This is a genomic window from Streptomyces durhamensis (assembly GCF_000725475.1).
Taxonomy (GTDB): Bacteria; Actinomycetota; Actinomycetes; order Streptomycetales; family Streptomycetaceae; genus Streptomyces; species Streptomyces filipinensis.
The window spans coordinates 65,484-89,425 of sequence record NZ_JNXR01000019.1 but is presented as its reverse complement, the minus strand read 5'-3'; the positions used below and the strand labels follow the sequence as shown (position 1 = coordinate 89,425).

The following is a 23,942-nucleotide window of genomic DNA, read 5'->3' as shown; positions in this document are numbered from 1 at the left end:
GAGGGCTGCAGGGCATGTGGGACGACGCGTTTCCGAGTTTCCTGATCGGACTCAGGGAGGGACTCGAAGCCGGACTGATCGTCTCCATCCTGGTCGCCACCCTGGTGCGGGCCGGGGCGCGCTCCCGCCTGCCCCAGGTGTGGACCGGGGTGCTGGCCGCCGTCGCCGTGGCGATGAGCTTCGGCGCGGTGCTCACCTTCACCGCCGCTTCCATGCCGCAGACCGCCCAGGAGGCGTTCGGCGGCACCCTCAGCGTGATCGCCGTGGCGTTCGTCACCGCCATGGTGTTCTGGATGCGCCGCTCGGCCCGCAGCCTCTCCGGCGAGCTGAAGGAGAAGGTGACCGGCGCCCTCGCCATGGGCTCCGGAGTGCTGATCCTCACCTCGTTCCTCGCGGTCGGCCGGGAGGGCCTGGAGACGGCCCTGTTCCTGTGGACCACCGCCCAGGCGGCCGGCGAGTCGGCCGGCCCGCTCACCGGCGCCGGCATCGGCCTGGTCCTCGCGGCCGGCCTGTGCTGGGGCCTGTACCGGCGGGTCCTGAAGATCAACCTGACGCGGTTCTTCACCTACACCGGCGCCGTCCTGATCGTCATCGCCGCCGGCGTCCTCGGCTACGGCCTGCGCGACCTGCAGGAGGGCGGCGTCCTGCCCGGCCGGTCCGCCTACGCGGTGGACCTCGCCGGCAGTGTGGACGCGGGCTCCTGGTACAGCACCCTGATCCAGGGCGTCTTCAACCTCACCCCGGCCATGACCTGGCTCCAGGTGGTGGCTTACGCCGCCTACCTCGCCGTCGTGATGACCCTGTTCGTGCGCGGCGTGCGGACGAAGGCCCCGAAGCCGGCGCAGGAGCGCCCCGCGCCTGAGCCGAAGGCCGCCCGGTCCGAGCGGCGCCGCCCGGTCTGGGTGGTGCCGGCCGCCGTGGTCGCCGTACCGGCCCTGCTCGCCGGACTCGTCGTCGCCCTCTCCCGGCCCAAGCCCGCCGGCGACCAGACCGTCGCCGTCTCCGAGACCGAGTGCGGCAAGGGCTTCAGCGCGCCCAAGCCGGGCCGGCAGACCTTCCAGATGCGCAACACCGGCGGCAAGACCTCCGAGGTGTACCTCATCGACCCGTCGACCAGCGCGGTCTACGGCGAGATCGAGGGCCTGGCCCCGGGCACCACCCGCGACCTCGTCGCCACCGTCGCGGGCGGCACCTACGCCTGGCGCTGCGTCCCCACCGGCGGCAGGGCCGTCACCTCCAGGACGGTGACCGTGAGCGGCGGCGGCGCGGCCAAGCCGGTCGTCCCCGTCTCCGAGCAGGACCTCGCCGCACCGCTGAAGGCGTACAAGACGTACGTCGGGCAGGGCCTGGACACCCTCGTCACCCAGACCCGCGCCCTCGACGACGACATCGAGCACGGCCACCTGGACAAGGCCCGCACCGACTGGCTCACCGCCCACCGCACCTACGCCTCCCTCGGCGCCGCCTACGGCACCTTCGAGGACTACGACCAGAAGATCGACGGCCGCGCCGACGGACTGCCGGACGGCGAGCGGGACAAGGACTTCACCGGCTTCCTGCGGATCGAGTACGGCCTGTGGCACGGCCAGGGCGCGGACGACCTGCGGGCCCCCGCCCGGCAGCTCGCCGCCGACGCCGCCGGACTGCGCACGGCGTTCCCGGCCCAGGACTTCGACCCCGGCGACCTCCCGCTGCGCGCCCACGAGATCCTGGAGAACACCCTCCAGTTCGAGCTGACCGGCGACACCGACGAGGGCAGCGGCACGAACCTGGCCACCGCCGACGCCAACCTCGCCGGCACCCGCGAACTGCTCACCGTCCTCAAGCCGCTGCTCACCACCCGCGCACCCCGGCTGCTCCCGACGGTCGACGCCGACGTCGCCCGTGTGCAGAAGCTCCTGGACGCCGCCCACCACGGCGCCGACTGGACCCCCGTCGACAGGCTCGCCGACGCCGACAAGCAGCGCCTCGACGGCGCCACCGGCCAGCTGCTGGAAGACCTCGCCCCCGTCCCGGACCTCCTCGAGATCCGGAAGTCCGCCTGATGACCACCGCGCACCCGCACCGCCAGCACCTCGAAGGGAACCCGCCGATGCCGACCGCCGACACGCCGACCTGCCCCGCCGGCCCCGCCCGCCGCTCCTTCGTGCGGACCGCCCTGGGCGCCGGCGCCGCCGGAGCGGTCCTGGCCGGCGGCGGCTTCGCCCTCGGCGAGAGCGGCGGTACGGCCGAGGCGGGGACCACCGGTCCGGACGGCGGGGCCGCGGTCCCCTTCCACGGCGCCCACCAGGCCGGCATCATCACCCCGGCACCGGCCTCTGCGACCTTCGTCTCCCTCGACGTCATCGCCGACGACCGCAAGGGTCTGACCGACCTGCTGAGGACCATCACCGAGCGGGCCCGCTTCCTCACCTCCGGGGGCACCCCCACCGACCTCGGCGTCGGCGCGCCGCCCTCCGACAGCGGCATCCTCGGCCCCGAGGTCCCCTCCGACGGCCTCACCGTCACCGTCGGCGTCGGCGCCTCCCTCTTCGACGACCGCTACGGCCTCGCCAAGGCCCGGCCCGCCCGGCTCACCCCCATGCGGACCTTCCCCAACGACAACCTGAACGCCGCCGAGTGCCACGGCGACCTGTCCCTGCAGATCTGCGCCCAGAGTCAGGACACCGTGCTGCACGCGCTGCGCGACATCGCCCGGCACACCCGGGGTGCCCTGCAGATCAAGTGGCGCATCGACGGCTTCCAGAACGCCCCGCGCCCCGCCGGCGCCCAGCGCAACCTGCTCGGCTTCAAGGACGGCATCGCCAACCCCGACGTCACCTCCGCCCGGGAGACGGACAAGCTGATCTGGGTCGGCGCCGGCCAGGGCGAACCCGCCTGGACCGAGGGCGGCAGCTACCAGGTCATCCGGATCATCCGGATGCTGGTGGAGTTCTGGGACCGGGTCTCGCTCACCGAGCAGGAGAAGATGTTCGGCCGCCGCAAGGACACCGGCGCCCCGCTCGACGGGGCCAAGGAGACCGACATCCCCCAGTACGCCAAGGACCCGCACGGCACCGCGATCCCGCTCGACTCGCACATCCGCCTCGCCAACCCGCGCAGGGCGGAGACGGACGGCTCCCGCATCCTGCGCCGCGGCTACAACTACGACCGGGGCGTGGACAACGTCGGCAACCTCGACATGGGCCTGGTGTTCTGCTGCTACAACCAGGACGTCAAGCGCCAGTTCGAGGCGGTGCAGACCCGGCTGATCGACGAGCCCCTGGTCGACTACATCTCCCCGACGGGCGGCGGCTACTTCTTCGCCCTGCCCGGCGTCCGGGACGCGAAGGACTGGCTCGGCCGGGGCATGCTCTCCGCCTGACCGGCCGCCGCTTCCCGGGCCCTCCCGCTCCTGTGCCGGCAGGCCTTTCCCTCCCCATGGGAAAGGCCTGCCGTCGCCTTTACTGCACATGGATTGCAAGTACGGAAGGATGGCACAAGGCTGTGCTGTGCAGCCGTACCCGCACCACCGAAGGATGACCCTCCCGATGACGGCCGCCCCTGGTTCCGCTCCGTCCCTCCCCGCCCAGGCCGACGGCAAGCGCTCGGCCTGGCACCGTGTCCGGGGCTCCATGACCCGGCAGGAGTGGATCAGGGTCGGCGGGATGGCCGGCTTCGTCCTCGCCCTGCACGTCATCGGCTGGGGCACACTGGTCGGCATCATCGCGCCGCAGCACTTCAGCGTCGGAACCCAGTCCTTCGGCGTCGGCATCGGCGTGACCGCGTACACCCTCGGCATGCGGCACGCCTTCGACGCCGACCACATCGCGGCGATCGACAACACCACCCGCAAGCTGATGGGCGAGGGACAGCGGCCGCTGTCGGTCGGCTTCTGGTTCTCCCTCGGCCACTCCAGCATCGTCTTCGGCCTCGCCCTGCTGCTCTCGCTCGGCATGAAGACCCTGGCCGGACCGGTCCGCGACGACCACTCGCACCTGCACGACGTCACCGGCCTGATCGGTACGACGGTCTCCGGCACCTTCCTGTACCTCATCGCCGGCATCAACCTCGTCATCCTGGCCGGCATCTGGAAGGTCTTCCGGCAGATGCGCTCCGGTGCCTACGACGAGGCCGCCCTGGAGACGCAGCTGAACAACCGCGGCTTCATGAACCGCCTGCTCGGCCGGGTCACCGGCTCGATCAGCAGGCCCTGGCAGATGTACCCGCTCGGCCTGCTCTTCGGCCTCGGCTTCGACACCGCGACGGAGATCGCCCTGCTCGTCCTCGCCGGCTCCGGCGCCGCCTCAGGCCTGCCCTGGTACGCCATCCTGACCCTCCCGGTCCTGTTCGCCGCGGGCATGTCGCTCCTCGACACCATCGACGGCTCGTTCATGAACTTCGCCTACGAGTGGGCGTTCTCCAAGCCGGTCCGCAAGGTCTACTACAACCTCACCATCACCGGCCTGTCCGTGGCCGTCGCCCTCGTCATCGGCACGGTGGAGCTCCTCGGCCTCCTCGCCGACCGGCTGGACCTCCACGGGCCGTTCTGGGACTGGATCTCCGGCCTCGACCTCAACACCGTCGGCTTCGTCATCGTCGGCCTCTTCGTCGCCACCTGGGCGATCGCCCTGCTGGTGTGGAAGACGGGCCGCATCGAGGAGAAGTGGACGGCGGGCCTGGCCGAACAGCCCGCCGACTGATCCGAGCGCGCGCCGACGGGGTTAACCGCCCGGCTGCGGGAAACGCGAACGAGGACCGCCCGCGAGCCGCGAAGGAGGCGACCATGAGCGACCAGCAGCCCGAGCAGACCCCGATGGCGGACGACGCCTACCAGCCCACCAGGTCCAACGAGGAACAGGAGGACGCCGGTCCCCTGGACCTCCAGGACGCGGTCGACGAGCGCACCTACGACGACATCCTCGACGAGGGCTACTCCCCGCCCGAACGCCCCCTCGGCGTCACCAAGAAGGGCACCACGGCCGCCGAGCAGCGCGCGGGGGAGACCCTGGACGAACGGCTCGGCCAGGAAGTCCCGGACGCGCAGCCCACGCCCGGCGACGCGATCGGAGACCTCCCCGGCGGCGAGGGCGAGCCGCTCGACCCCGAGGCCGGCGCGTCCCGCGCGGGCCGCCTGGTCGCCCCCGACGAGGGCGCCCACCCCGCCACCGTCAAGGAGGAGATCGCCCAGGACGTGGGCGTCGACGCGGGAGCGGCGGGCGCGGAAGAGGCGGCGGTACACGTGGTCGAGGAAGACACCTGAGCTTCTCGGCCACCTCTCGGCCACCCCGACGGCGCTAGCCCAACCGGTCCACCTGGCGCAGCCGGTTCGTCGCGTCCAGCGCGGCGACCTTGTACGACTCCGCGAGTGTCGGATAGTTGAACACCGCGTCCACGAGGTAGTCCACCGTCCTCCCGCACCCCATCACCGACTGCCCGATGTGGATCAGCTCGGTCGCCCCGGAACCGAAGCAGTGCACCCCGAGCAGCCTCCGGTCCACCGGGGAGACCAGCAGCTTCAGCATGCCGTGCGAGTCCCCGATGATCTGCCCCCGGGCCAGTTCCCGGTACCGGGCCACGCCCACCTCGAACGGCACCCGGTCCTCGGTCAGCCGGTCCTCGGTCCGCCCGACGAAGCTGATCTCCGGGATCGTGTAGATGCCGATGGGCTGCAGCTGGTGCATCCGCCCGGCCGGCTCCCCGCACGCGTGGTACGCCGCCGCGCGGCCCTGCTCCATCGAGGTCGCGGCGAGCGCGGGGAAGCCGATGACGTCACCGACGGCGTAGATGTGCGGCACCTCGGTGCGGTAGTGCGCGTCCACCGTGATCCGGCCGCGCGCGTCCGCCGCCAGCCCGGCCCTGTGCAGGTCCAGTTCGTCGGTCAGGCCCTGCCTGCCCGCCGAGTACATCACCGTGTCCGCCGGGATCTTCTTGCCGCTCTCCAGCACGGTGAGCGTGCCCCGCGGATGGCGTTCGACGGCGGCGACCGTCTCGCCGAAGCGGAAGGTGACGGCCAGGTCGCGCAGGTGGTACTTGAGCGACTCCACGATCTCGACGTCGCACAGGTCCAGCATCGCGGTGCGCTTCTCCACCACGGTCACCTTGCTGCCCAGCGCGGCGAACATCGAGGCGTACTCCATGCCGATGACACCCGCACCCACGATCACCATGGACCGCGGCACCCGCTCCAGCGAGAGCACGTTGTCGGAGTCCATGATCGTCCGCCCGTCGAACTCCACGCTCTCCGGACGGGCCGGCCGGGTGCCGGTGGCGATGACGACGTGCCCGGCGCTCAGCCGCCGTTCCCGTCCGGACAGCTCGGACAGGGCGATGGTGTGCGGGTCGGTGAAGCGGGCCGTGCCGGAGTGGACGGTCACGTGGTTGCGGGCGAGCTGGCTGCGGACGACGTCCACCTCGCGGGCGACGACATGACGGGTGCGCGCGGTCAGATCGGCGACGGTGATGTCGTCCTTCAGCCGGTAGCTCTGCCCGTACAGATCGCGCTGGGTGAGACCGGTCAGATACAGCACGGCCTCGCGCAGGGTCTTGGAGGGGATGGTTCCGGTGTGCAGGGAGACCCCGCCGAGCATGTCGGGGCGGTCGACGACGGCGACCCGGCGGCCGAGCTTGGCCGCGGCGATGGCGGCCTTCTGACCGCCGGGTCCGGATCCGATGACGAGCATGTCGAAGTCGAAGTCGGGCACCCTCGGGAGTCTGACAGCCCTCCGGCCCGCTCCGGAAGGGATCGCGGGCGCCGAAACACCCCGGGCCGCCGGGGAGTTGCCGTCGCCGTCCGCTCTCCTCGCCGCGCGGTCGCGCCGGGAGGACAATGACGCCATGGGCCAGCGACCCGGCGACCTGAGCGCTCCCGCCAGGCTGGCCGGCCCCGGCGAGGGGATCGGCGCCGACGAACTCGCGCTCGCCGCCCGCAACCACGCGCTGCCCCTGGAGGCCCTGCGCCACGACATCACGCCGCCCGGACTGCACTACGTCCTCACGCACTACGACATCCCGTACGTCCCGCACGCCGGTGCCTGGCGGCTGACCGTCGACGGCCGGGTGCGCACCCCGCTCGACCTGTCCCTCGCCGACCTGCTGTCGTTCCCGCAGGTCACCACCCGCGTGACCCTGGAGTGCGCGGGCAACGGCCGGGCCCTGCTCACCCCCCGGCCGGTCAGCCAGCCCTGGCTGGTGGAGGCGGTCGGCACCGCCGACTGGACCGGCGTACCGCTCAGGCTGCTGCTCGCCGAGGCGGGCGCGGACCCGGCGGCCGCTGACGTCGTCTTCACCGGCGCCGACCACGGGGTCGAGCGCGGTGTCGAGCAGGACTACCGGCGCGCCCTGCCCCTGGCCGTGGCCGACGGCGACGATCCCGAGGTGCTGGTCGCCACCGCCATGAACGGCGCGCCGCTGCCGCCGCAGCACGGCCGGCCGCTACGGCTGATCGTGCCCGGCTGGTACGGCATGGCCCAGGTGAAGTGGCTGCGCCGCGTGACCGTCAGCGACGTACCGTTCACGGGCTTCCAGCAGTCGGTCGCCTACCGGATCCGGCGCACCGCCGACGAGCAGGGCGAGCCGGTCACGCGGATCGCGCCGCGCGCGTTGTGCGTGCCGCCCGGGTTTCCCGACTTCATGTCCCGTACGCGGGTGGTGCGGCCTGGGCACGTGCGGCTGGAGGGGCGGGCCTGGTCCGGGCAGGGACCGGTGACGGCGGTGGAGGTGAGCACGGATCGCGGCGCGAGCTGGGAGCCGGCCGTCCTCGGCCCCGTGCCGCACGGGCACCGGTGGGCTTGGCGGGCCTGGCACCACGACTGGACCGCACGGCCCGGCGAGCATGCGGTGGGTGCGCGTGCGACGGATGCCACGGGTCGTACCCAGCCCCTTGACCAGCACTGGAACCGAGGCGGGTTCGGCAACAACGCGGTGTGCTGGGTACGGGTGGTCTGCGCCGGCGAGGCCGCGTCGCCGTAGGGGCGGGTGCGTAGAGCGGGGCGCGGGCCCTGCGTGGTTCCCGCGCCCCGTCCGGACGGCTGCTCCGCCCTCGTCTGACTTGTTCCCCTGGACTCCCCGGACCGCCCTACGGCAGCAGCCTCTCGATGGCTGTCGGGCCCTCCTTCTCCATCTTGCGGCGGGCCCAGTCGAGGTTCTTCGGTGTGACGTCCCTGCCCGCCGCCATCACCAGGTCCTCCAGGGTGACGTCCCGGGAGGGAGCGGAGTGGAGCAGGGCGTCCGGGGTGCAGTGGTCGTCGGACGACCGGGATTCGTCGGGTGTGGATGTCGACATGATGCCTCCTCCTCGGTCCGGATGACCGCATCCGTGCCGGTGCCGCCGAACGGGGCACCCTCTCACCATTGCCCGCATCCGCGCACCCTGCATCTTCAGGCGCCCGGGGAGCGGGTGAGGAGCGTCTTCCCAGCCCGCCGTGAAGCACTCGCTCCTAAGCTGGAAAACATCTCGCACACTCACCGGGAGGCCGCCGATGGCCGAGACCCCGTTTTCCGAGGACGCCCGCCACAGCCCCCGCTATCTGCCGATCGCCGAGCACGGACTCATCGGCGACCTGCGCAGTGTGGCCCTGGTCGGCACGAACGGCACGATCGACTGGTACTGCTGCCCGTCCTTCGACGCCCCCAGCGTCTTCGCGGCCATCCTCGACGCCGAGCGCGGCGGCTCCTTCGAACTGGCCGCCGCCGTGCCCGCGCGCACCAAGCAGTTCTACTTCCCCGACACCAACGTCCTGATCACCCGGTTCTTCACCGAGGACGGCGTCGGAGAGGTGCAGGACTTCATGCCGGTGACCTGCGACACCGCGGACGGCACGGGCGAGGCGGGGCGGCACCGGCTGATCCGGCGGGTGGTCTGCGTCCGCGGGACCGTGCCCTTCCGGGTGCTGGTCGCCCCCCGTTTCGGCTACGGCGCCGTGCCACACACCCTGCGCACCGTCGCCGGCACCGTCGTCTTCGAGTCCGCCGAGCAGTCCCTGGCGCTCACCTCCACGGTCGTCCTGGAGTGCGACGCCCGGGACGCGCGCGCCGACTTCAAGCTCGCCGAGGGCGAGACCGCGGTGTTCGCGCTCGACCAGCTCGGCGCCGCGGTGGCCCCCCGCGGCTGCGCGCACGCCGAGGCCGAGCACGAGTTCAACGTCACGGTCGCCTACTGGCGCCACTGGCTGCACCAGTCCCGCTACCGGGGCCGCTGGCGCGAGATGGTGCACCGCTCCGCCCTCACCCTGAAGCTGCTCACCTACGCCCCCACGGGCGCGATCGTCGCGGCCCCCACCACCAGCCTGCCCGAGCAGCTGGGCGGCGAGCGCAACTGGGACTACCGGTACGTGTGGGTCCGCGACGCCGCCTTCGCCGTCTACGCGCTGCTGCGGCTCGGCTTCACCGGCGAGGCCGAGGCCTTCATGCGGTTCCTCACCACCCACATCACGCCGTGCGACGGCGACGGACGCGCCCCGCTGCAGATCATGTACGGCATCGACGGCCGCACCGAGCTGCCCGAGTTCGTGCTCCCGCACCTGGAGGGCCATCTGGGCTCCGCCCCGGTCCGGGTAGGAAACGCCGCCGCCGGGCAGCTCCAGCTCGACATCTACGGCGCCCTGATCGACTCCATCTACCTGTACGACAAGTGGGCCCAGCCGATCTCCAGCGGCCAGTGGGACGACGTGTGCCATCTCGTCGACTGGGTGTGCGCCCACTGGGACCAGCCCGACGAAGGCGTGTGGGAGACCCGCGGCGGCCGCAAGAACTTCCTGTACTCGCGGCTGATGTGCTGGGTCGCCATCGAGCGGGCCATCCGCCTCGCCAACCGGCGCGGACTGCCCGCCGAGCTGCCCCGCTGGCGGCAGGCCCGCGACACGATCTACCGGCGGATCATGGACCGCGGCTGGTCCGGGCGGCGCGGCGCCTTCGTGCAGTCGGAGGGCGGCGACGTCCTGGACGCGTCGCTGCTGATGATGCCGCTCGCCAAGTTCGTCGCCCCCACCGACCCCAAGTGGCTGTCCACCCTGGACGCCCTCACCGAGGACCTGGTCTCCGACTCCCTGGTCTACCGCTACGACCCGCAGGCCAGCCCCGACGGACTGCGCGGCGACGAGGGCACCTTCTCCATCTGCTCGTTCTGGTACGTCGAGGCACTGGTGCGGGCCGGCCGGCTCGACGAGGCCCGGCTGGCCTTCGAGAAGATGCTCACCTACGCCAACCACCTCGGCCTGTACGCGGAGGAGATCGGCCGCACCGGCGAGCAACAGGGCAACTTCCCGCAGGCGTTCACCCACCTGTCCCTGATCAGCGCCGCCTTCAACCTCGACCGCGCCCTCGGCTGACCAACGGGGTGGTGTGTGCGCAGGTCGCACGGGTACCCGGGAGTCTCCGGAAGGAGAACGACGCAGGGTCCACAGAAGGAGGAGACCCGCATGACCAGCACCAGCGAGACCGGTCACGTCACCGGTACGCGCGACAAGAACTACGACCTGATCTGGTACGTGGAGGCGTGCCTGGACAACGCCCTGCGCCTGGAGACGTACATCCAGGACGCCGAACGCGAGCACGACAACGAGCTCATCGACCTGTTCCACAAGGCTCAGGCCGACAGCCGCAAGGGCGCCGAGATGGGGAAGCAGCTGCTGCGCTCGCGGCTCAGCGCCTGACCGCACTCCTCCGCTCAGGCGAACCGGGAACCCGGAACGGGCCCGGCGGACCGCACACGTGCCCGGTCTCCGCGCTGCCAGGTGCCCCTTACGGCCCTGGCGAACGCGGTGTACTCCGCGCCGTGGTCCTCCGGGCCCTTCGCCGTCTCCCGGGTCGGCGGCCGTATCGGCCGCGGTGACTCGGCGGCGATCTCCGCCTCCGGGCGGTCGTCCGCCGTGCCGCGCCTGGCGCCGCCGTCCGCACCCTGGCGCGGCTGCTCGCCCCCGGGGCAGGCCACCACCGACTGGTGCGGCAGCCGGGGATCATCACCCGCTATGCCCGCGGCTCACGGCAGCGGCTGCTCCGCCCAGATGATCTTGCCCTGCGAGGTGTACCGGGTACCCCAGCGCTCGGCGAGCTGCGCGACCAGGAACAGGCCCCGGCCGCCCTCGTCGGTGGTCGCCGCGTACCGCAGGTGCGGCGAGGTCGTGCTGCGGTCGGAGACCTCGCAGATCAGCGTGCGGTCGCGCAGCAGCCGGACGCCGATCGGGGCGCGCCCGTAGCGGATGGCGTTGGTGACCAGCTCGCTCAGGATCAGTTCCGTCGTGAAGTCCAGCTCCGCCAGGCCCCAGTCGGCGAGCCGCCGGGTCACCTCGGACCGTACCTCGGACACCGCCGCCGGGTCGGACGGCACCTGCCACTCGGCGACCCGGTCGGCGCCCAGCACCCGGGTACGGGCCACGATCAGCGCCACGTCGTCGCTCGGCCGGGCGGGCAGCCGGCCCAGCACCGCACGGCAGGTCTCCTCCGGCGAGGCGCCCGGCGCACCGCGCAGCGCGTCGCTCAGCATGTCGAGACCCACGTCGATGTCCCGCTCGCGGTCCTCCACCAGCCCGTCGGTGTACAGCACCAGCCGGCTGCCCTCCGCCAGCTCCAGCTCCGCCGTCTCGAACGGCAGCCCGCCAAGACCCAGCGGCGGCCCCGCGGGCACCTCGGGGAACTCCACCCGGCCGTCCGGGTGCACCAGCGCGGGCGGCGGATGGCCGGCCCGGGCCACCGTGCAGCGCCGCGCGACCGGGTCGTAGACCGCGTACAGACAGGTCGCGCCGGTGATCGCCGCGGTCCCGTCCGCGGCGCTCTCGTCCTGGTCGATCCGGCCGACCAACTCGTCCAGCAGCCCGAGAAGTTCGTCCGGCGGCAGGTCCAGCGAGGAGAAGTTGTGCACCGCCGTACGCAGCCGGCCCATGGTGGCCGCCGCGTGCAGCCCGTGCCCCACCACGTCCCCCACCACCAGCGCCACCCGCGCACCGGACAGCGGCAGCACGTCGAACCAGTCGCCGCCCACCCCGGCCTGCGCCGGCAGATAGCGGTAGGCGATCTCCAGCGCGCCCTGTTCGGGCAGACTGCGCGGCAGCAGACTGCGCTGCAGGGTGACCGCCATGCTGTGCTCGCGCGTGTACCGGCGGGCGTTGTCGATGGAGACCGCCGCCCGCGCGACCAGCTCCTCGGCGAGGGCCAGCTCCTCGGCGTCGAACGGCTGCGGCTTCTCCGCACGCCAGAAGTTCGCCACGCCCAGCACCAGACTGCCCGTCCTGAGCGGCACGGTGATCAGCGAGTGGATGCCGTACGCCAGCACCTGGTCGGTGCGCTCCAGGTCCTGTGCGCGCCAGCCGGGCGCCTCCCGCAGCCGGGGCACCAGGACCGACTGCCCGGTGGTCAGGCTGCGCGCCTGCGGCGACGTGGCCACGAACCGGATCCGCTCGCCGACCGGGTACAGCGGTTCGTCCTTGCGGATGCCGGCGCAGGCGGCGCGGCGCAGCGCCGTGCCCGGCCTCGGCTCCTCGCCGTGCAGCACCGCGTCGAACAGGTCGACGGTCGCGAAGTCCGCGAACCGGGGCACCGCCAGCCCGGCCAGCTCCTCCGCGGTACGGCCGACGTCCAGACTGGTGCCGATACCCACCCCGGCGTCGTACAGCATGTTCAGCCGCTCCCGCGCCACCTCCGCGCGGCCGGACAGGGCACGCAGCTCGGTGGAGTCGCGCAGCGTGGTGACGCTGCCGGCCGGACCGCCGCGCAGGTCGGTGGGGCGCTGGTTGATCGCCAGCAGCCGGTCCTTGACCAGGTGCACCTCGTCCGTGGCGACCCGCCCCGAGGCGAGCAGCGCCGCGGTCTCGTCGTCCAGCCCCAGCTCCAGCACGCTGCGCAGCTCGGCGTCCTCCGGCAGGTCCAGCAGGCGGTGGGCCTCGTCGTTCGCGAGCAGCAGCCGGCTGTCGGCGCCGACGATCAGCACACCTTCCCGGACGGCGTGCAGCACCGCGTCGTGGTGCTCGTACATCCGCGTCATCTCGGACGGTCCGAGGCCGTGCGTCTGGCGCAGCAGCCGTCTGCTGACCAGGGCCGTGCCCCCGGTGGCCAGCGCGAGCGCCGCCGCTGCCGCCGCGATCAGCAGGGGCAGCTGCTGGGCGGCCGCCCCTCCCACGTGCGCGGTGGTGATCCCGGCCGACACCAGGCCCACCACCTTGCCGCCCGCGTCCTTCACCGGCACCACGACCTGCACCAGCGGCCCTATCGTGCCGTTGACGTGCTCGGTGACCGTCCCCCCGGCCAGCGCCGGGCCGATCGTGCCGACGAACTTCTTGCCGATACGGTCGGGTCTGGGATGCGTGTAGCGGATGCCGTCGGTGTTCATCACGACGACGAAGTCCACGCCCGTCGCCTTGCGGGTCGCCTCCGCGCTCGGCTGCAGCACGGCCGTGGGATCGGGCGAGCGCAGCGCGGCGGCCGTACCGGGCGCGTTCGCGAACGTCTGGGCGACGGCGAGCGAACGGTTCTGCGCCTCCCGATCGGTGTCGTGCCGCACCTGCAGCACCTGAGCCACCACCGCCGAGACCACCAGCAGCAGCACGATCACCACCTGGAGCAGGAACACCTGCCCGGCGACGCTGCGCCCGGTCACCGCCGCCCGCAGCATCCCGGGCCGGCCGCCGTTCCCGCCCGGGCCCTGCGGCTGCCCGCCCTGTGAGGCGCGCGCGTCCCCGTCAGGACGGGGCGGCCGGGTCGCGGGCCGGCCGGGCAGTCGCACCATGTGCCCATGTCTACACTGCCCGGCCCGCTCCGGCGAGACCGTCGGCCGAGATGACGGTCGTCGATCGGCGCGGCGTGATCCGGTCACCGGTGACCCAAGGGGGGCGAACGGCGGGCGGCGAGCAGCAGCGCCACGTCGTCGGGGCGGTCGGCGGCGTGCCGCGCGGTGGCCGTGAGCCGGTCGGCGACCCCGGCCAGCGACCGTCCGCCCCGGCGTCCGGCGGCGGCCCCGGCCCTGTTCAGCGCGAGCCGCAGCGCCGTGATGCCGTCGTCGATGTCCGCGCCCGGCCGCTCCACCAGCCCGTCCGTGTACAGAGCCAGGATCGCGTCGGGCTCCAGCACCAGCTCCGTCACCGGGTACCGGGCCTGCGGGTCCACACCGAGGACGACACCGCCCGGGATGTCCAGCAGCCGGGTCGGTCCGCTCGGCGCGCGCAGCAGCGGCGGTGGATGCCCCGCCCGGGCGATCCGGGCGCGGCCGGTGGCGGGATCCAGCCGCAGATAGCAGCAACTGGCGAACTGACCGGGGTCGAGATCGATCAGCAGATGGTTGGTGCCGCTCATCACCTCGTCGGGCGGCCGGTCCCCGAGCGCGAACGCGCGTACCGCGCTGCGCAGCTGCCCCATGGTGGCCGCCGCCTGTACCCCGTGTCCCTGCACGTCACCGATCACCAGCGCGAGCCCGTCACCGGCCTCGACGACGTCGTACCAGTCGCCGCCCACGTCCATGCCCTGGGTGCCCGGCAGATACCGGCCCGCGGTCTCCACCAGCGGGTGCGCCGACAGCCGGCGGGGCAGCAGAGCCTGCTGCAGGCCGCGGGCGAGGGCCGCCTCGCTGTCGTAGCGCTGAGCCCGCTCCATGGCGTGCGCGATCAGCCCGGCGAGCGCGGTGAGCACCGTGCGCTCCTCGATGCTGAAGCTGCGGGCGCGGTCGAAACCGAGGATGCACGAGCCGACCGGCCGCCCGGAGGCGATCAGCGGCAGGAAGGCACGGGCGCCCTCGTCGGCATCCATCGGGATGCCCGGATAGGCGGTGGGCAACTGCTGCATCGACTCGAAGAACAGCGGCCGGCCCGTCGTCAGGCACTCCACGCCCGGCAGCCGCGCGTCGAGGCCCACGCCCTCGAACCGGTTGAGGAACCCCTGCGGGAAACCGCTCTCCCAGGCGAGATACAGATGCCGTTCCTGGAGCAGGTAGATGGCCAGACACCCACCGCCGAACGCCGGCAGCAGCTCCTGCACGACCACCGCCGACACCTGACGGGCGGTCACCGCGTCCGTCAGCGCGATGGCCAGGGCGATCGGCCGGTACAGCGGTGCCATCGCGTGGTCGGCGGCCGCAGCGTCCTCCGGCAGGTGCGCCTCGACGACCGGCTCGACCGGCGCGTCCATACGGCTGGCCGGGACGAGCGTGCAGGTCAGCAGGTCCTCCCCGGGATGCACCGACACGGCGAGCCAGTCGCCCGCCCCGGGCTCGGCGCGGTCGCCGGCCGGCCGGTGCACATGGAAGTGCACCGGCTCCGGGGTCAGCAGGGCGCCGCGCAGATGGTCGTCGTACGGCGGACCGGCCAGCCACGGCATCGCCTCCCACAGCGGCCGCCCGAGCAGCCACGCCCGCTCCCGGCCCGCGAGCCGGGCCGCGGCCTGGTTGACGTACACGACCAGCCCCAGCCGGTCCATGCAGAACACGCCCTGCGGCAGCAGGTCGGCCGCGGCCTCCGCGGAGGCGGCTGGACCGGGCTCGAACACCACCCCGCTGACCCGCTCCGCCCGCCCTTCCCCGGCGGCCGGCCACAGGTGCAGCAGCCGCGGTGTGCCGTCCCGCCCCCGCAGGCACAGGGGCGCGCCGAGCTGCTTCCCGGCGGCGGTGTCGCGCAGCGCGGCCAGGACCTGGTGCGCGTCGTGCGGGGCCACCGCGTCCGCGAGCGCCTCCACCGTCCCCGCGAAGTCCTCGCCGGGGCGCAGGCCGAGGAGGTCGTGCAACCGTTCGTCCGCGCGTATCTCGCAGCTCCGCGGATCCCAGTCGAACCGTGCCACGACGGCCTGCGCGGGCCGGCTCGCGGGCGGCCGTACGCACAGCGGCTCGCCGTCCCAGACGACCGCGCCGGCGTCCCCGTCGGCGAGTGCGAGCAACTCGGCGCCCAGGCCCTCGGCCAGTCGGGCGAGCAGTTCACCGTCCAGCAGCTCGTCCACCGTGTCCGCGACCGCCGGGCGCAGTACGGTGAGCACACCGAGCGGCTCGCTCCCGCCCGGCACCGGTACGTGCACCGAACCGAACGGGAAGGGCAGCCCAGCGGCGAACTGCGGGTACCGGCGCACTGTCTCGGTGGCGTTCGGCAGCACCACCTGTATGCCCAGGCGATAGGCGTCGGCGACGGGGAAGGGGCGGCCGACGTGCAGCCGCCACCAGGGCCGGAACAGCGGACCGGGCAGCCCCGCGAGCACCGCGAGACGCAGCAGGCCGGGAGTGCCGGAGCGCAGATACACACCCGCCACCCGGCCGCCGGCCGCGCCGAGCGCGCCGGTCGAGGCCTCGGCCAGCAGCGAGGCCAGCCGGGCCCGCGTGCGGACCACCTGCTCGCCATCGCTCCCAGCCATCGCCCCTGCCTCGTCCCGTGCCTCTTCGGGTGGATGACACAGCAAGAATGCGCCTGGAGGCCGGTGCGACGCACGTGGGAGGGGGCAACGAGTTGGGCGGGCCCGGGGGAGAGGGGCGCGGAGACGGGTGGGGGGAGCCGGGTGGGAGGTGCGGGGTCGGAGGGGGCAGGTGCAGTCGCCCGGACCGTACCGTCACCCGGGCGCCTCACACCGGTGCCCCGTCCAGGTGGCGGGTCCACCGGGCCGCTCCTAGTAATGGACTGCGTAATGCCGTGGCCGTGTGTTGGGGGCGCAGCCGCGGCCGCACCCTGCGACTGGAGCCGAGATGACGACACGCTCTCCCTCCCCCTGTCCCGACGACGCCCTCATATCCTCCGTGGCGGGCCCCGCGCACCTGTCCTCCGCGCCGGCCCCCACGCACCCCCGGCTCCTCACCTGGCCGGCGGTGTCCCCGAACCCGGTCCTGGAGGTCCCCGACGAGGGTTCTCCCGCGGGGCCTTGCGAACCGTCCGGCGGCACCCCTCAGGAGGACGCCGCGGGCCACGGCGATGTTCCGCACGGCGACCCGTTGCACGGCCTGGTCCGCGCGGCCGTCGCCGACCGCCCGCTGGAGGACGTCGTCCGGCTCATCACGCTGCTGGAGAACTCGCCCGAGTACTCCCGGGCCACGGCCGACGCGCTGCGCGCGGTCGGAGCCGACCGCTCCGTGGAGGACCTCGCCCGCCTGGTGGCCCTCCTGACCGAGCCGCCGCGGGACTCCGGCAGCGCCGACGAGGTGGTCCGCGCCGCGGCCGCGGGCCGGTCCCTGGACGACGTCGCCCGGCTCGTGCAGCTGCTGTACAGCACCTCCGGTGAACCTCACTGCGGGCGGGCCGCGGTGCAGGCGGCGGCCAACCGGCCCATCGAGGAACTCGCCGAGCTGATCGGCCGGCTCTCCGCGGACCGCCCCGACCCCGAGACGCTCCTGCTGGAGACCTCGCCGCAGGAGTCCGTGTCGTACGAGCCCGCACTGCCCGAGCCCGCGTCGCCCGAGCCCTCGACGCCCGGGGCCCCGCCGCCCGAGCCGTCGCACTCCGGTCCCGCCGCCGACGCCCCGGCAGAACCCCCCTCCGCGTCCGCCGAACCCGTCTGCGTGCCCCAGCCCGCCCCACCCGTTTCCGCGCCCGCCGAACCCGTTTCCGTGTCCGGGTCCGCCGAATCCGTGTCCACGCCCGACGACACGACCCGGGTGCGCACCGGCCGGCGGGGCAGGCCGGGGACGGACCGGCCGGCGAAGGGCAGACCCGCCGACGGCCGGCCGGTGAAGCCCGGCTCGGCGCAGGGCGGCGACCGGCCCGGCTGGAGGTCCACGGCTCCCGCCTGGGGCCTCCGCGGCGCCGCCGTGCTGGTCTTCCTGTGCGGGGTGGCCCACGCCCCGCGCTCCTGGACCGGGCCGGCCCACGGTGCCCTCACGGCCACCGTCCTCGCCTCGGCCCTGTGCGTCCTGCTGGCCGTCGTGCTGCCCGGCCGGTCGGTGCAGGCCCGGCTCGTCACCGGGACCGTCGCGCTCGGTGTCACGGCGGCGCTCACCGCACAACGGCAGCTCGGCCGGTGGTTCGGCCTGCCCGACCCGATCCGGCCCTGGCACACGACCCTGGCCCCGCCGTGGCTCGCCGCCACCGCGGCGGCGGTGGCCGCGATCGCGGTCCTCGCGGTGCTGCTGGGAACCCTGGTGGCGGGCACCGTCCGCGGTGGGCGTGCGGGCTGACTCACACCGCCGGGCGTGCCGGTCCCGTACGGACCGGCTCCCCGCTCAGGGCGTCCACCGGACGCAGCACCAGGTGACCGTCCACCCGGGCGGCCGCCATGGCGAACGGGAAGGTGTCCGCCTCCAGGCACATCGCCACGTCCTCGGGGTGGACACCGGCCCAGCCGCGCCGTACGCCGTCCGCGAGCCGTGCCGCGGCGTCGGAGCGCCCGGCCCGCTCCAGGTAGGGGGCCGGGTCGGCGCCGGCCGCGCGGACGCGGTCCGCGATGTACTCGGCACAGGCACGGTCCTCCTCGGCCCGGCCGCCGTCGCCGGTGACGACGAAGGTCACCGTCTCCGGCCGGGCCCGCCGCAGCACCTCGGCGGTCGCGCCGGCCACCACGAAACTCGCGCACAGCAGCAGTCCGGCGTCCGCCACGGCCAGTGCCCCCGCCGTCCCGGCGGTGGTCTTCTGCACGACCGTACGGCCCCGTACGTCCAGCGAACGCAGCCGGGCCGGGGAGTTGGCCAGGTCGAAGCCCGGCACCGGCGCGCCGTCCTGGAAGGCGAGCCAGCCCGGGTGACGGGCCTTCAGATCCAGGGCCTCTTCCTGTGTACCGGCGAAGACGATCCGCTCGGCCCCGCGCTGGAACGCCCAGGCGGCCACGGTGAACGCGCGCATGACATCGACGACCACGGCCACGTCCGGGGCCTTCGGTGTCCCGGGTATACCGGTGAACTCGGTCCGCATCGCTCCATGGTGGGGCCTGCGGCGGCGGTTCAGGGCTCGGTCGGACCAGGCGGCAGCGGCCGGGCGGCGCGCAGACTGCGCAGCGCCAGCAGCAGGACGGCGATGTCGTCCAGGTAGACGGGGTCCGGCAGCAGGTCGGTGGGGAGCAGCAGATAGGCGATGGCGCCCCAGAACACCCAGCGCGGCCCCGTCGGCAGCCCGGCCCGCCGCAGCGTGCGCCGGGCGCGCACCAGCCGTACCAGCAGCGCGAGGGCGACGACGAGCAGCACCCCGGCGACGACGGCGCCGATCACCAACAGGGTGGTGGAATCCATCGGACCTCCTTGCGGCCCCTCGCGGCCTCCTTCCGGCCTCCGACGAGACGGCCGAGCCGGCTCTCCGCTCCTGTGGGAAGGGGCTCCTACGGGAAGGGTTGCGCCGACCGGCGGGCTCAAACCAGGCGGTTACGCCGACCGGCGGTCCGACGGGGACGGCGACGCCGGCTCATGGGCTCGACGGTGACGGCTGCGCCGGCCTCCCGGCTTCACCGCGGCCGCGACGGCGCGACAGCTGGGCAGGCACGACGGCTGGGCAGGCGCGCGGGCTACGACGGCCGGTCCGTGCCGTCGGCGGTCCCCTTGCCGCCGCTCTCCGCCGCGGTTGCGGCCGACGCCGGCGTGTCCGGAGCCGGCGGCAGCATGTCCGGTGCCGAAGTCAGCGTGTCCGGTGCGCCGTTCGCCGGGTCCTCGGCCGCGCTCTGCGGGGCGGGCCCGGACGGGCGCCGTACCTTGGCCGCCAACCTGAGCCGCTCGAACGTCCGGGTCAGCGGTTGCAGCGCACCCGGCGTCCGGGACTCGGGCCGCTGCTGCGGGGGTGCGGGCGCCGGCACGTCGCGGTAGGCGGCGAGGGCCTCCAGGGCCTGCTCGGCGGCCTCCTTGTACAGGTCCCGGGACTTCGTCATCGCCTCCAGCGCCTCGGCGTACACGGTGACCAGCCGCCGTTCCCGCTCCAGCTCCTCCTGGAGGGTCAGCAGGGTCCAGTTCTCCCGCAGGTCGGTGAGGGACTCCTCGACCTCGCGCGGCAGCGGCCGGGGCAGGGCGGCGAAGTGCCGCAGGGCCGCGACGAGTTCGGCCGGCTCGGAGCCGTCCAGGAAGACGCTGCGCACACGGTGCTCGTGGCCGTCGTAACCCTCCGGAGCGGGATCCGGGGGCAGCAGTACGGCGCCGCCGCGCGGCACTTCGACGCCGAGGTCCTTCAGCGCCCAGTTGACGGCCCGGAACTGGTGCGGCGCGGCCCGGTGTTCCACCACGCGGTGCCTGAGCCCCGGCGGCAGCAGCCGGGCCAGCGGCAGCCGGCCCTGCTCGTCGGGGGTCATCGCCTCGTGGACGACGACATTGACGCACCACGCCTCGCGCGCGGCGTCCCGCAGCCTGCGCCGCATCTCCTTGTCGTCCGCGGGCAGAGCGTTGACCTGCCGGAAGCGCAGCCCTGAGACCGCGGCGTGGTGGTCCCAGGAGCCGTCCTCGCCGGCACCGTCCGCGGGCCAGAACAGCGTCGCCGGTGAGGGCCACGCCTCGTCCCACGGGCGCTCGGCCTCCGCGACGAGCCGCCACTCGTGGCCCTGCGGACGGCCCTCGCGCGCCACGAGGGTGAGCCGGGCCCGCACGGTGACCGTGCCGCCGGCCCGCCAGCGTGCCTCGAAGACCCGCCGGTCCGAGTCCTCGGGCACCGGGGGTTCGGCGAAGTCGTCGATGTCCCCGCTCCTTCTGTGCCGGTCCAGGGTGCGGCGGACGACCTCCTCGGGGGCGGGACCGGTGTGACGGCCGCGGGCCGCCCAGAGGGTCTGCGGGATGGTGGCGCGGTCGGTGGCGGAGTTCGACATGAGCCAATCTGCTGATGGGGGCGGGTGCGCCTCCCAGTATCACCGCTCGGCCCGGCGTTCCGTCGTCCGGGGGGGCAGGAGGTCGGCGTGTGGCGGCGACTGAGCGCCCCCGCGCACAGGACGCGCGCCTTTCACCCGGGGCGCGCGGGGCATGCGTCGGGAGGCCGTCCTTCACACGTGGTCGTGCCCTCGTACGCCGCCCACAATGGTCCGGCGAGCGGGGTCCGCCCGTCCATCCGCTCAGGGGCGGACCCCGTTCATCCGCTCAGGGGCGCACCCCCCCCGTTCATCCCCGGAACACGTCACCGAAGGTGCCGCCGCCCCGGCATCCTGCACTCGATATATATCGGCAGGCGATATATCCTGGCTCCATGACAGCGAAGAGCATGACCCGGGCGGCGTTCTTCGTCCTCACGGCGCTCGCCGACCAGCCCCGGCACGGCTACGGCATCCTGCGCGAGACGGAGGAACTGTCCGGCGGAGAGGTGCAGTTGCGGGTCGGCACGCTGTACGGGGTGCTGGACCGGCTCACCGCGGACGGCCTGATCGTGCTGGACCGGGAAGAGGTCCAGCAGGGCCGGCTGCGGCGCTACTACCGGCTCACCGACGACGGAGTCGCGGCCCTGGACGCGGAGGCCGAGCGGATGGCCGCCGGTGCCGGGGCGGCCAAGCGGCGCATCGCTGAGGGCCGCCGGGTCCGCCCCGCCGCCGAGGGCCCCGCCGGGCTCGAACCCCCCACCACACCCGGACTCGCGGGAGGTTACGCATGACCACGCTGCTGGAGACCCGCTACCGCGCGGTCCTGCGCCTGCTCCCCGCCTACTACCGGCGCGAACGGGAGGAGGAGATGGTCGAGACGTACGTGGGCGACCTCGACCGCGACACGCAGGACCAGAGCCGGCCGACGCTCGGCGAGGTGGCGAGCATCGCCGCCCTGGCGGTGCGCAGCCGCCTCGGCGCGGCCGGGGCACCCCGTCCCTACGTCCTGCTCGGATCGGGCGCCCGGCTCTTCGCACTGGCCGCCGTCCTGCTCCTGGCGGCCTCCGCCGTCGTCGAGCCGATCCTGCAGCTGACCTGGTCACTGACCCGGGGAGGTGCGCAACGCCGGCTGTTCCTCTCGGAGTTCACCGGCCACGGCCCCCTCGCGGACACGGGCGCCGTCGCCCAGTGGATCCTGCCGCTGGGCTGGACGGCCGCCTACTTCGGCCTGCTGTACGGCCGTCGCCGCCTCGCCCGGACCGGCGTCCTGGTGGCGGCGCTGCCCACCCTGTGGCCGCTGGTGTCCTCGCTGACCGGCGCGACGACCATCGTGGAGCCGGCGTTCGTCGTGACGCTGGCGCTGCTCGCGTGGCTCCCGGCCCTGGTGCTGTGCGCCGCCCATCACCGCGACGCGCCTGCGGCCCGGCTGCCGGCGGGGACCCCCGGTGTGGTCTTCATGGCGGCGTGCGTGGTCACCGGCGCGTCCCTGGTGCTGCTGCCCGCCGCCGCCGACCTGGTGTGGGGTCCCGCCAACTGTTTCGTCGTCGGTTCCCTGGGCTGGCTGCTGTGGAACGCCCGCCGCGGGGAGCCGGCCGCGCCCGGAGGCGCACTCGCCCTCGCCGTGCTCGGCCTGCTCCTGCTGGCCGTGCGCGTCGCCGCCGTCTACCCCTGGCTCGGGCTGCCGGAGGCGGCCGGGTACCTCGGCGGCGATCTCACCCAGGCGGCCGGGCTCGCCCTGCTGATCGTGGTCCTGGCGGTGGCCGGGCGCCGCGAGCTCGCGGCCCGCTGAGCCGGCTCCCCGCCGGACACGCAGGCGTCCGGGCCGAGTTGTCCACAGGCCCGGACGGAGTGTCGGACCCGGGCCGAACGGGGTGAGGGGCCGGCGCGCCGGCGCCGGCCCCTCACCATCCCCGCGGAATCCGGGGCCTACGCCCCGCTCTCCCGCAGCATGTCCTCACGCTCGACGATCTTCACGCGTTCGCGGCCCTGCGGCTCGCCCAGGGCCCGCTCGGCGGCGTCCAGCTTGTACCAGCCCTCCCAGCTGGTGAAGCGGACCTCGCGCTCGGCGAGGAAGGCGTCCACGGCCTCCGGTTCGGGCGAGGCGGGCGTCTGCAGCCGGCCGTTCGCGTAGTCGTCCAGCAGGTTCGCGACGGTCTCGTTGGCGTCACCCTTGGTGTGGCCGATCAGGCCGACGGGGCCGCGCCGGATCCACCCGGTGACGTAGGCGGACTGGAGCGGGGTGCCGCCCTCCTCGATGACCCGGCCGCCCTCGTCCGGGATGGTGCCCGAGTCGATGTCCCAGGGCAGCTTGGGCAGCTTCTCGGAGAGGTAGCCGACCGCGCGGTAGACCGCCGTGACGTCCCAGTCCTTGAACTCGCCGGTGCCCTTGACGTTGCCGGTGCCGTCCAGCGCGGTGCGCTCGGTGCGCAGGCCGACGACCTCGCCGTCCTCGCCGAGGATCTCCGTCGGGGACTCGAAGAAGTGCAGGAACAGCTTGTGCGGCCGGTCGCCCACGTCGCGGATCGCCCAGTTCTCCAGCGTCTTGGCGACCATGTCGGCCTGCTTGTTGCCGCGCCGGGTCTCGATCGAGCCCTCGTCGTAGTCGATGTCCTCGGGGTCGACGATGACCTCGATGTTCGGCGAGTGGTCCAGCTCGCGCAGCTCCATCGGGCTGAACTTCGCCTGGGCGGGGCCGCGGCGGCCGAAGACGTGGATCTCCAGGGCCTTGTTGGCCTTCAGACCCTCGTAGACGTTCGGCGGGATCTCGGTCGGCAGCAGCTCGTCGGCCGTCTTGGCGAGGATGCGGGCCACGTCGAGGGCGACGTTGCCGACACCTAGGACGGCGACCTTCTCGGCCTCCAGCGGCCAGGTGCGCGGGACGTCCGGGTGGCCGTCGTACCAGGAGACGAAGTCCGCCGCGCCGTAGGAGCCGGCCAGGTCGATGCCGGGTATGGACAGCTCGCGGTCGGCCATCGCGCCGGTGGAGAAGATCACCGCGTCGTAGAAGGCGCGCAGGTCGTCCAGGCTGATGTCGGACGGGTAGTCGACGTTGCCGAACAGCCGGATCTGCGGCTTGTCGAGCACCTGGTGCAGGGCGGTGATGATGCCCTTGATGCGCGGGTGGTCGGGCGCGACGCCGTACCGGATCAGGCCGAACGGGGCGGGCATCCGCTCGAAGAGGTCGATGGACACACCGGGGCCGGCGGCCACCTCGGACTTGAGCAGGGCGTCGGCGGCGTAGATCCCGGCGGGGCCGGCTCCGACGATGGCTACCCGCAGGGGGCGCGGCATGATCAGGTTCCCTTCGAGCGTGAATGGGCGACTCGATCGGG

The 23,942-nt window shown here is 73.7% G+C and carries 19 protein-coding genes; 10 read left to right on the top strand and 9 right to left on the bottom strand.

The window, feature by feature from the left end:
• Positions 1-14: 14 nt before the first annotated feature.
• From efeU to IO33_RS0128115, 4 genes are all read left to right on the top strand, one after another.
• Positions 15-2,045, top strand: a complete 2,031-nt coding sequence (gene efeU / locus IO33_RS0128130) for an iron uptake transporter permease EfeU (RefSeq protein WP_031169994.1) — start codon at positions 15-17, stop codon at positions 2,043-2,045.
• 47 nt (positions 2,046-2,092) lie between these two features.
• Entirely contained in the window at positions 2,093-3,364 is a 1,272-nt protein-coding gene (gene efeB / locus IO33_RS0128125; RefSeq protein ID WP_031169992.1) for an iron uptake transporter deferrochelatase/peroxidase subunit, read from the top strand.
• Between the two features lie 166 nt (positions 3,365-3,530).
• Positions 3,531-4,682 (top strand): Nickel transporter NicT, encoded by a 1,152-nt coding sequence (gene nicT, locus IO33_RS0128120; RefSeq protein WP_031169990.1) that lies wholly within the window; start codon positions 3,531-3,533, stop codon positions 4,680-4,682.
• 83 nt (positions 4,683-4,765) lie between these two features.
• Positions 4,766-5,242 carry a DUF5709 domain-containing protein gene (locus IO33_RS0128115; protein WP_031169988.1) on the top strand — a complete coding sequence of 159 codons (477 nt, stop codon included), beginning with the start codon at positions 4,766-4,768 and terminating at the stop codon, positions 5,240-5,242.
• Between the two features lie 34 nt (positions 5,243-5,276).
• Here the strand turns inward: IO33_RS0128115 and sthA are convergent, their stop codons facing one another.
• Complete coding sequence (gene sthA, locus IO33_RS0128110) at positions 5,277-6,662, bottom strand: Si-specific NAD(P)(+) transhydrogenase (RefSeq protein WP_425347980.1); 1,386 nt, start codon at positions 6,660-6,662, stop codon at positions 5,277-5,279.
• Between the two features lie 154 nt (positions 6,663-6,816).
• Here sthA and IO33_RS0128105 point away from each other — a divergent pair, with 154 nt between their 5' ends.
• Complete coding sequence (locus IO33_RS0128105; protein WP_031169982.1) at positions 6,817-7,950, top strand: molybdopterin-dependent oxidoreductase; 1,134 nt, start codon at positions 6,817-6,819, stop codon at positions 7,948-7,950.
• Positions 7,951-8,056: 106 nt separating this feature from the next.
• Here IO33_RS0128105 and IO33_RS0128100 read toward each other — a convergent pair whose 3' ends face one another.
• The gene (locus IO33_RS0128100) at positions 8,057-8,263 is read right to left on the bottom strand and encodes a hypothetical protein (RefSeq protein WP_031169980.1); all 207 of its coding nucleotides are present in this window, start codon (positions 8,261-8,263) and stop codon (positions 8,057-8,059) included.
• Positions 8,264-8,459: 196 nt separating this feature from the next.
• On the opposite strand from IO33_RS0128100, the gene IO33_RS0128095 reads away from it, so the two are divergent.
• Both IO33_RS0128095 and IO33_RS0128090 read left to right on the top strand, forming a co-directional pair.
• Positions 8,460-10,307, top strand: coding sequence for a glycoside hydrolase family 15 protein (locus tag IO33_RS0128095; RefSeq protein ID WP_031169978.1), 1,848 nt, complete (start codon positions 8,460-8,462; stop codon positions 10,305-10,307).
• A 90-nt stretch (positions 10,308-10,397) separates the two neighbouring features.
• Positions 10,398-10,631, top strand: coding sequence for a hypothetical protein (locus IO33_RS0128090; RefSeq protein WP_031169976.1), 234 nt, complete (start codon positions 10,398-10,400; stop codon positions 10,629-10,631).
• A 14-nt stretch (positions 10,632-10,645) separates the two neighbouring features.
• Here the strand turns inward: IO33_RS0128090 and IO33_RS0128085 are convergent, their stop codons facing one another.
• The 3 genes from IO33_RS0128085 to IO33_RS0128075 all read right to left on the bottom strand — a co-directional run bounded on the left by IO33_RS0128085 (position 10,646) and on the right by IO33_RS0128075 (position 16,293).
• On the bottom strand, positions 10,646-10,909 hold the full coding sequence (locus tag IO33_RS0128085; RefSeq protein WP_031169974.1) for a hypothetical protein: 264 nt from the start codon (positions 10,907-10,909) through the stop codon (positions 10,646-10,648).
• A 48-nt stretch (positions 10,910-10,957) separates the two neighbouring features.
• Positions 10,958-13,696 (bottom strand): SpoIIE family protein phosphatase, encoded by a 2,739-nt coding sequence (locus tag IO33_RS0128080; protein WP_209438928.1) that lies wholly within the window; start codon positions 13,694-13,696, stop codon positions 10,958-10,960.
• 83 nt (positions 13,697-13,779) lie between these two features.
• Positions 13,780-16,293, bottom strand: a complete 2,514-nt coding sequence (locus IO33_RS0128075; protein WP_031169970.1) for a SpoIIE family protein phosphatase — start codon at positions 16,291-16,293, stop codon at positions 13,780-13,782.
• Between the two features lie 325 nt (positions 16,294-16,618).
• On the opposite strand from IO33_RS0128075, the gene IO33_RS0128070 reads away from it, so the two are divergent.
• On the top strand, positions 16,619-18,040 hold the full coding sequence (locus tag IO33_RS0128070; protein ID WP_245235905.1) for a hypothetical protein: 1,422 nt from the start codon (positions 16,619-16,621) through the stop codon (positions 18,038-18,040).
• Position 18,041: 1 nt separating this feature from the next.
• On the opposite strand, the gene IO33_RS0128065 is transcribed toward IO33_RS0128070, so the two are convergent.
• From IO33_RS0128065 to IO33_RS0128055, 3 genes are all read right to left on the bottom strand, one after another.
• The gene (locus IO33_RS0128065) at positions 18,042-18,770 is read right to left on the bottom strand and encodes a 2-phosphosulfolactate phosphatase (RefSeq protein WP_051927003.1); all 729 of its coding nucleotides are present in this window, start codon (positions 18,768-18,770) and stop codon (positions 18,042-18,044) included.
• Between the two features lie 29 nt (positions 18,771-18,799).
• Positions 18,800-19,084 carry a DUF1232 domain-containing protein gene (locus tag IO33_RS0128060; protein WP_031169965.1) on the bottom strand — a complete coding sequence of 95 codons (285 nt, stop codon included), beginning with the start codon at positions 19,082-19,084 and terminating at the stop codon, positions 18,800-18,802.
• Between the two features lie 269 nt (positions 19,085-19,353).
• Positions 19,354-20,631, bottom strand: a complete 1,278-nt coding sequence (locus tag IO33_RS0128055; protein ID WP_245235904.1) for a hypothetical protein — start codon at positions 20,629-20,631, stop codon at positions 19,354-19,356.
• A 386-nt stretch (positions 20,632-21,017) separates the two neighbouring features.
• Here IO33_RS0128055 and IO33_RS0128050 point away from each other — a divergent pair, with 386 nt between their 5' ends.
• A complete protein-coding gene (locus IO33_RS0128050; protein ID WP_031169961.1) occupies positions 21,018-21,401 on the top strand; it encodes a PadR family transcriptional regulator in 384 nt (127 codons plus the stop codon).
• A complete protein-coding gene (locus IO33_RS0128045) occupies positions 21,398-22,399 on the top strand; it encodes a hypothetical protein (RefSeq protein WP_031169959.1) in 1,002 nt (333 codons plus the stop codon). The genes IO33_RS0128050 and IO33_RS0128045 overlap by 4 nt, the downstream gene beginning before the upstream one ends.
• A 137-nt stretch (positions 22,400-22,536) precedes the next feature.
• Here the strand turns inward: IO33_RS0128045 and IO33_RS0128040 are convergent, their stop codons facing one another.
• Positions 22,537-23,901, bottom strand: coding sequence for an FAD-dependent oxidoreductase (locus tag IO33_RS0128040; protein WP_031169956.1), 1,365 nt, complete (start codon positions 23,899-23,901; stop codon positions 22,537-22,539).
• Between the last annotated feature and the right edge of the window lie 41 nt (positions 23,902-23,942).

What these genes read in the sequence shown, in the direction of transcription:
- IO33_RS0128075 (WP_031169970.1), bottom strand. Translation starts at nt 16,293, where the DNA reads ATGGCTGGGAGCGATGGCGAGCAGGTGGTCCGCACGCGGGCCCGGCTG.
- nicT (WP_031169990.1), top strand. Translation starts at nt 3,531, where the DNA reads ATGACGGCCGCCCCTGGTTCCGCTCCGTCCCTCCCCGCCCAGGCCGAC.
- IO33_RS0128065 (WP_051927003.1), bottom strand. Translation starts at nt 18,770, where the DNA reads ATGCGGACCGAGTTCACCGGTATACCCGGGACACCGAAGGCCCCGGAC.
- IO33_RS0128060 (WP_031169965.1), bottom strand. Translation starts at nt 19,084, where the DNA reads ATGGATTCCACCACCCTGTTGGTGATCGGCGCCGTCGTCGCCGGGGTG.
- IO33_RS0128095 (WP_031169978.1), top strand. Translation starts at nt 8,460, where the DNA reads ATGGCCGAGACCCCGTTTTCCGAGGACGCCCGCCACAGCCCCCGCTAT.
- IO33_RS0128080 (WP_209438928.1), bottom strand. Translation starts at nt 13,696, where the DNA reads ATGGTGCGACTGCCCGGCCGGCCCGCGACCCGGCCGCCCCGTCCTGAC.
- sthA (WP_425347980.1), bottom strand. Translation starts at nt 6,662, where the DNA reads ATGCTCGTCATCGGATCCGGACCCGGCGGTCAGAAGGCCGCCATCGCC.
- IO33_RS0128090 (WP_031169976.1), top strand. Translation starts at nt 10,398, where the DNA reads ATGACCAGCACCAGCGAGACCGGTCACGTCACCGGTACGCGCGACAAG.
- IO33_RS0128045 (WP_031169959.1), top strand. Translation starts at nt 21,398, where the DNA reads ATGACCACGCTGCTGGAGACCCGCTACCGCGCGGTCCTGCGCCTGCTC.
- IO33_RS0128055 (WP_245235904.1), bottom strand. Translation starts at nt 20,631, where the DNA reads ATGTCGAACTCCGCCACCGACCGCGCCACCATCCCGCAGACCCTCTGG.
- efeB (WP_031169992.1), top strand. Translation starts at nt 2,093, where the DNA reads ATGCCGACCGCCGACACGCCGACCTGCCCCGCCGGCCCCGCCCGCCGC.
- efeU (WP_031169994.1), top strand. Translation starts at nt 15, where the DNA reads ATGTGGGACGACGCGTTTCCGAGTTTCCTGATCGGACTCAGGGAGGGA.
- IO33_RS0128070 (WP_245235905.1), top strand. Translation starts at nt 16,619, where the DNA reads ATGACGACACGCTCTCCCTCCCCCTGTCCCGACGACGCCCTCATATCC.
- IO33_RS0128050 (WP_031169961.1), top strand. Translation starts at nt 21,018, where the DNA reads ATGACCCGGGCGGCGTTCTTCGTCCTCACGGCGCTCGCCGACCAGCCC.
- IO33_RS0128115 (WP_031169988.1), top strand. Translation starts at nt 4,766, where the DNA reads ATGAGCGACCAGCAGCCCGAGCAGACCCCGATGGCGGACGACGCCTAC.
- IO33_RS0128105 (WP_031169982.1), top strand. Translation starts at nt 6,817, where the DNA reads ATGGGCCAGCGACCCGGCGACCTGAGCGCTCCCGCCAGGCTGGCCGGC.
- IO33_RS0128040 (WP_031169956.1), bottom strand. Translation starts at nt 23,901, where the DNA reads ATGCCGCGCCCCCTGCGGGTAGCCATCGTCGGAGCCGGCCCCGCCGGG.
- IO33_RS0128100 (WP_031169980.1), bottom strand. Translation starts at nt 8,263, where the DNA reads ATGTCGACATCCACACCCGACGAATCCCGGTCGTCCGACGACCACTGC.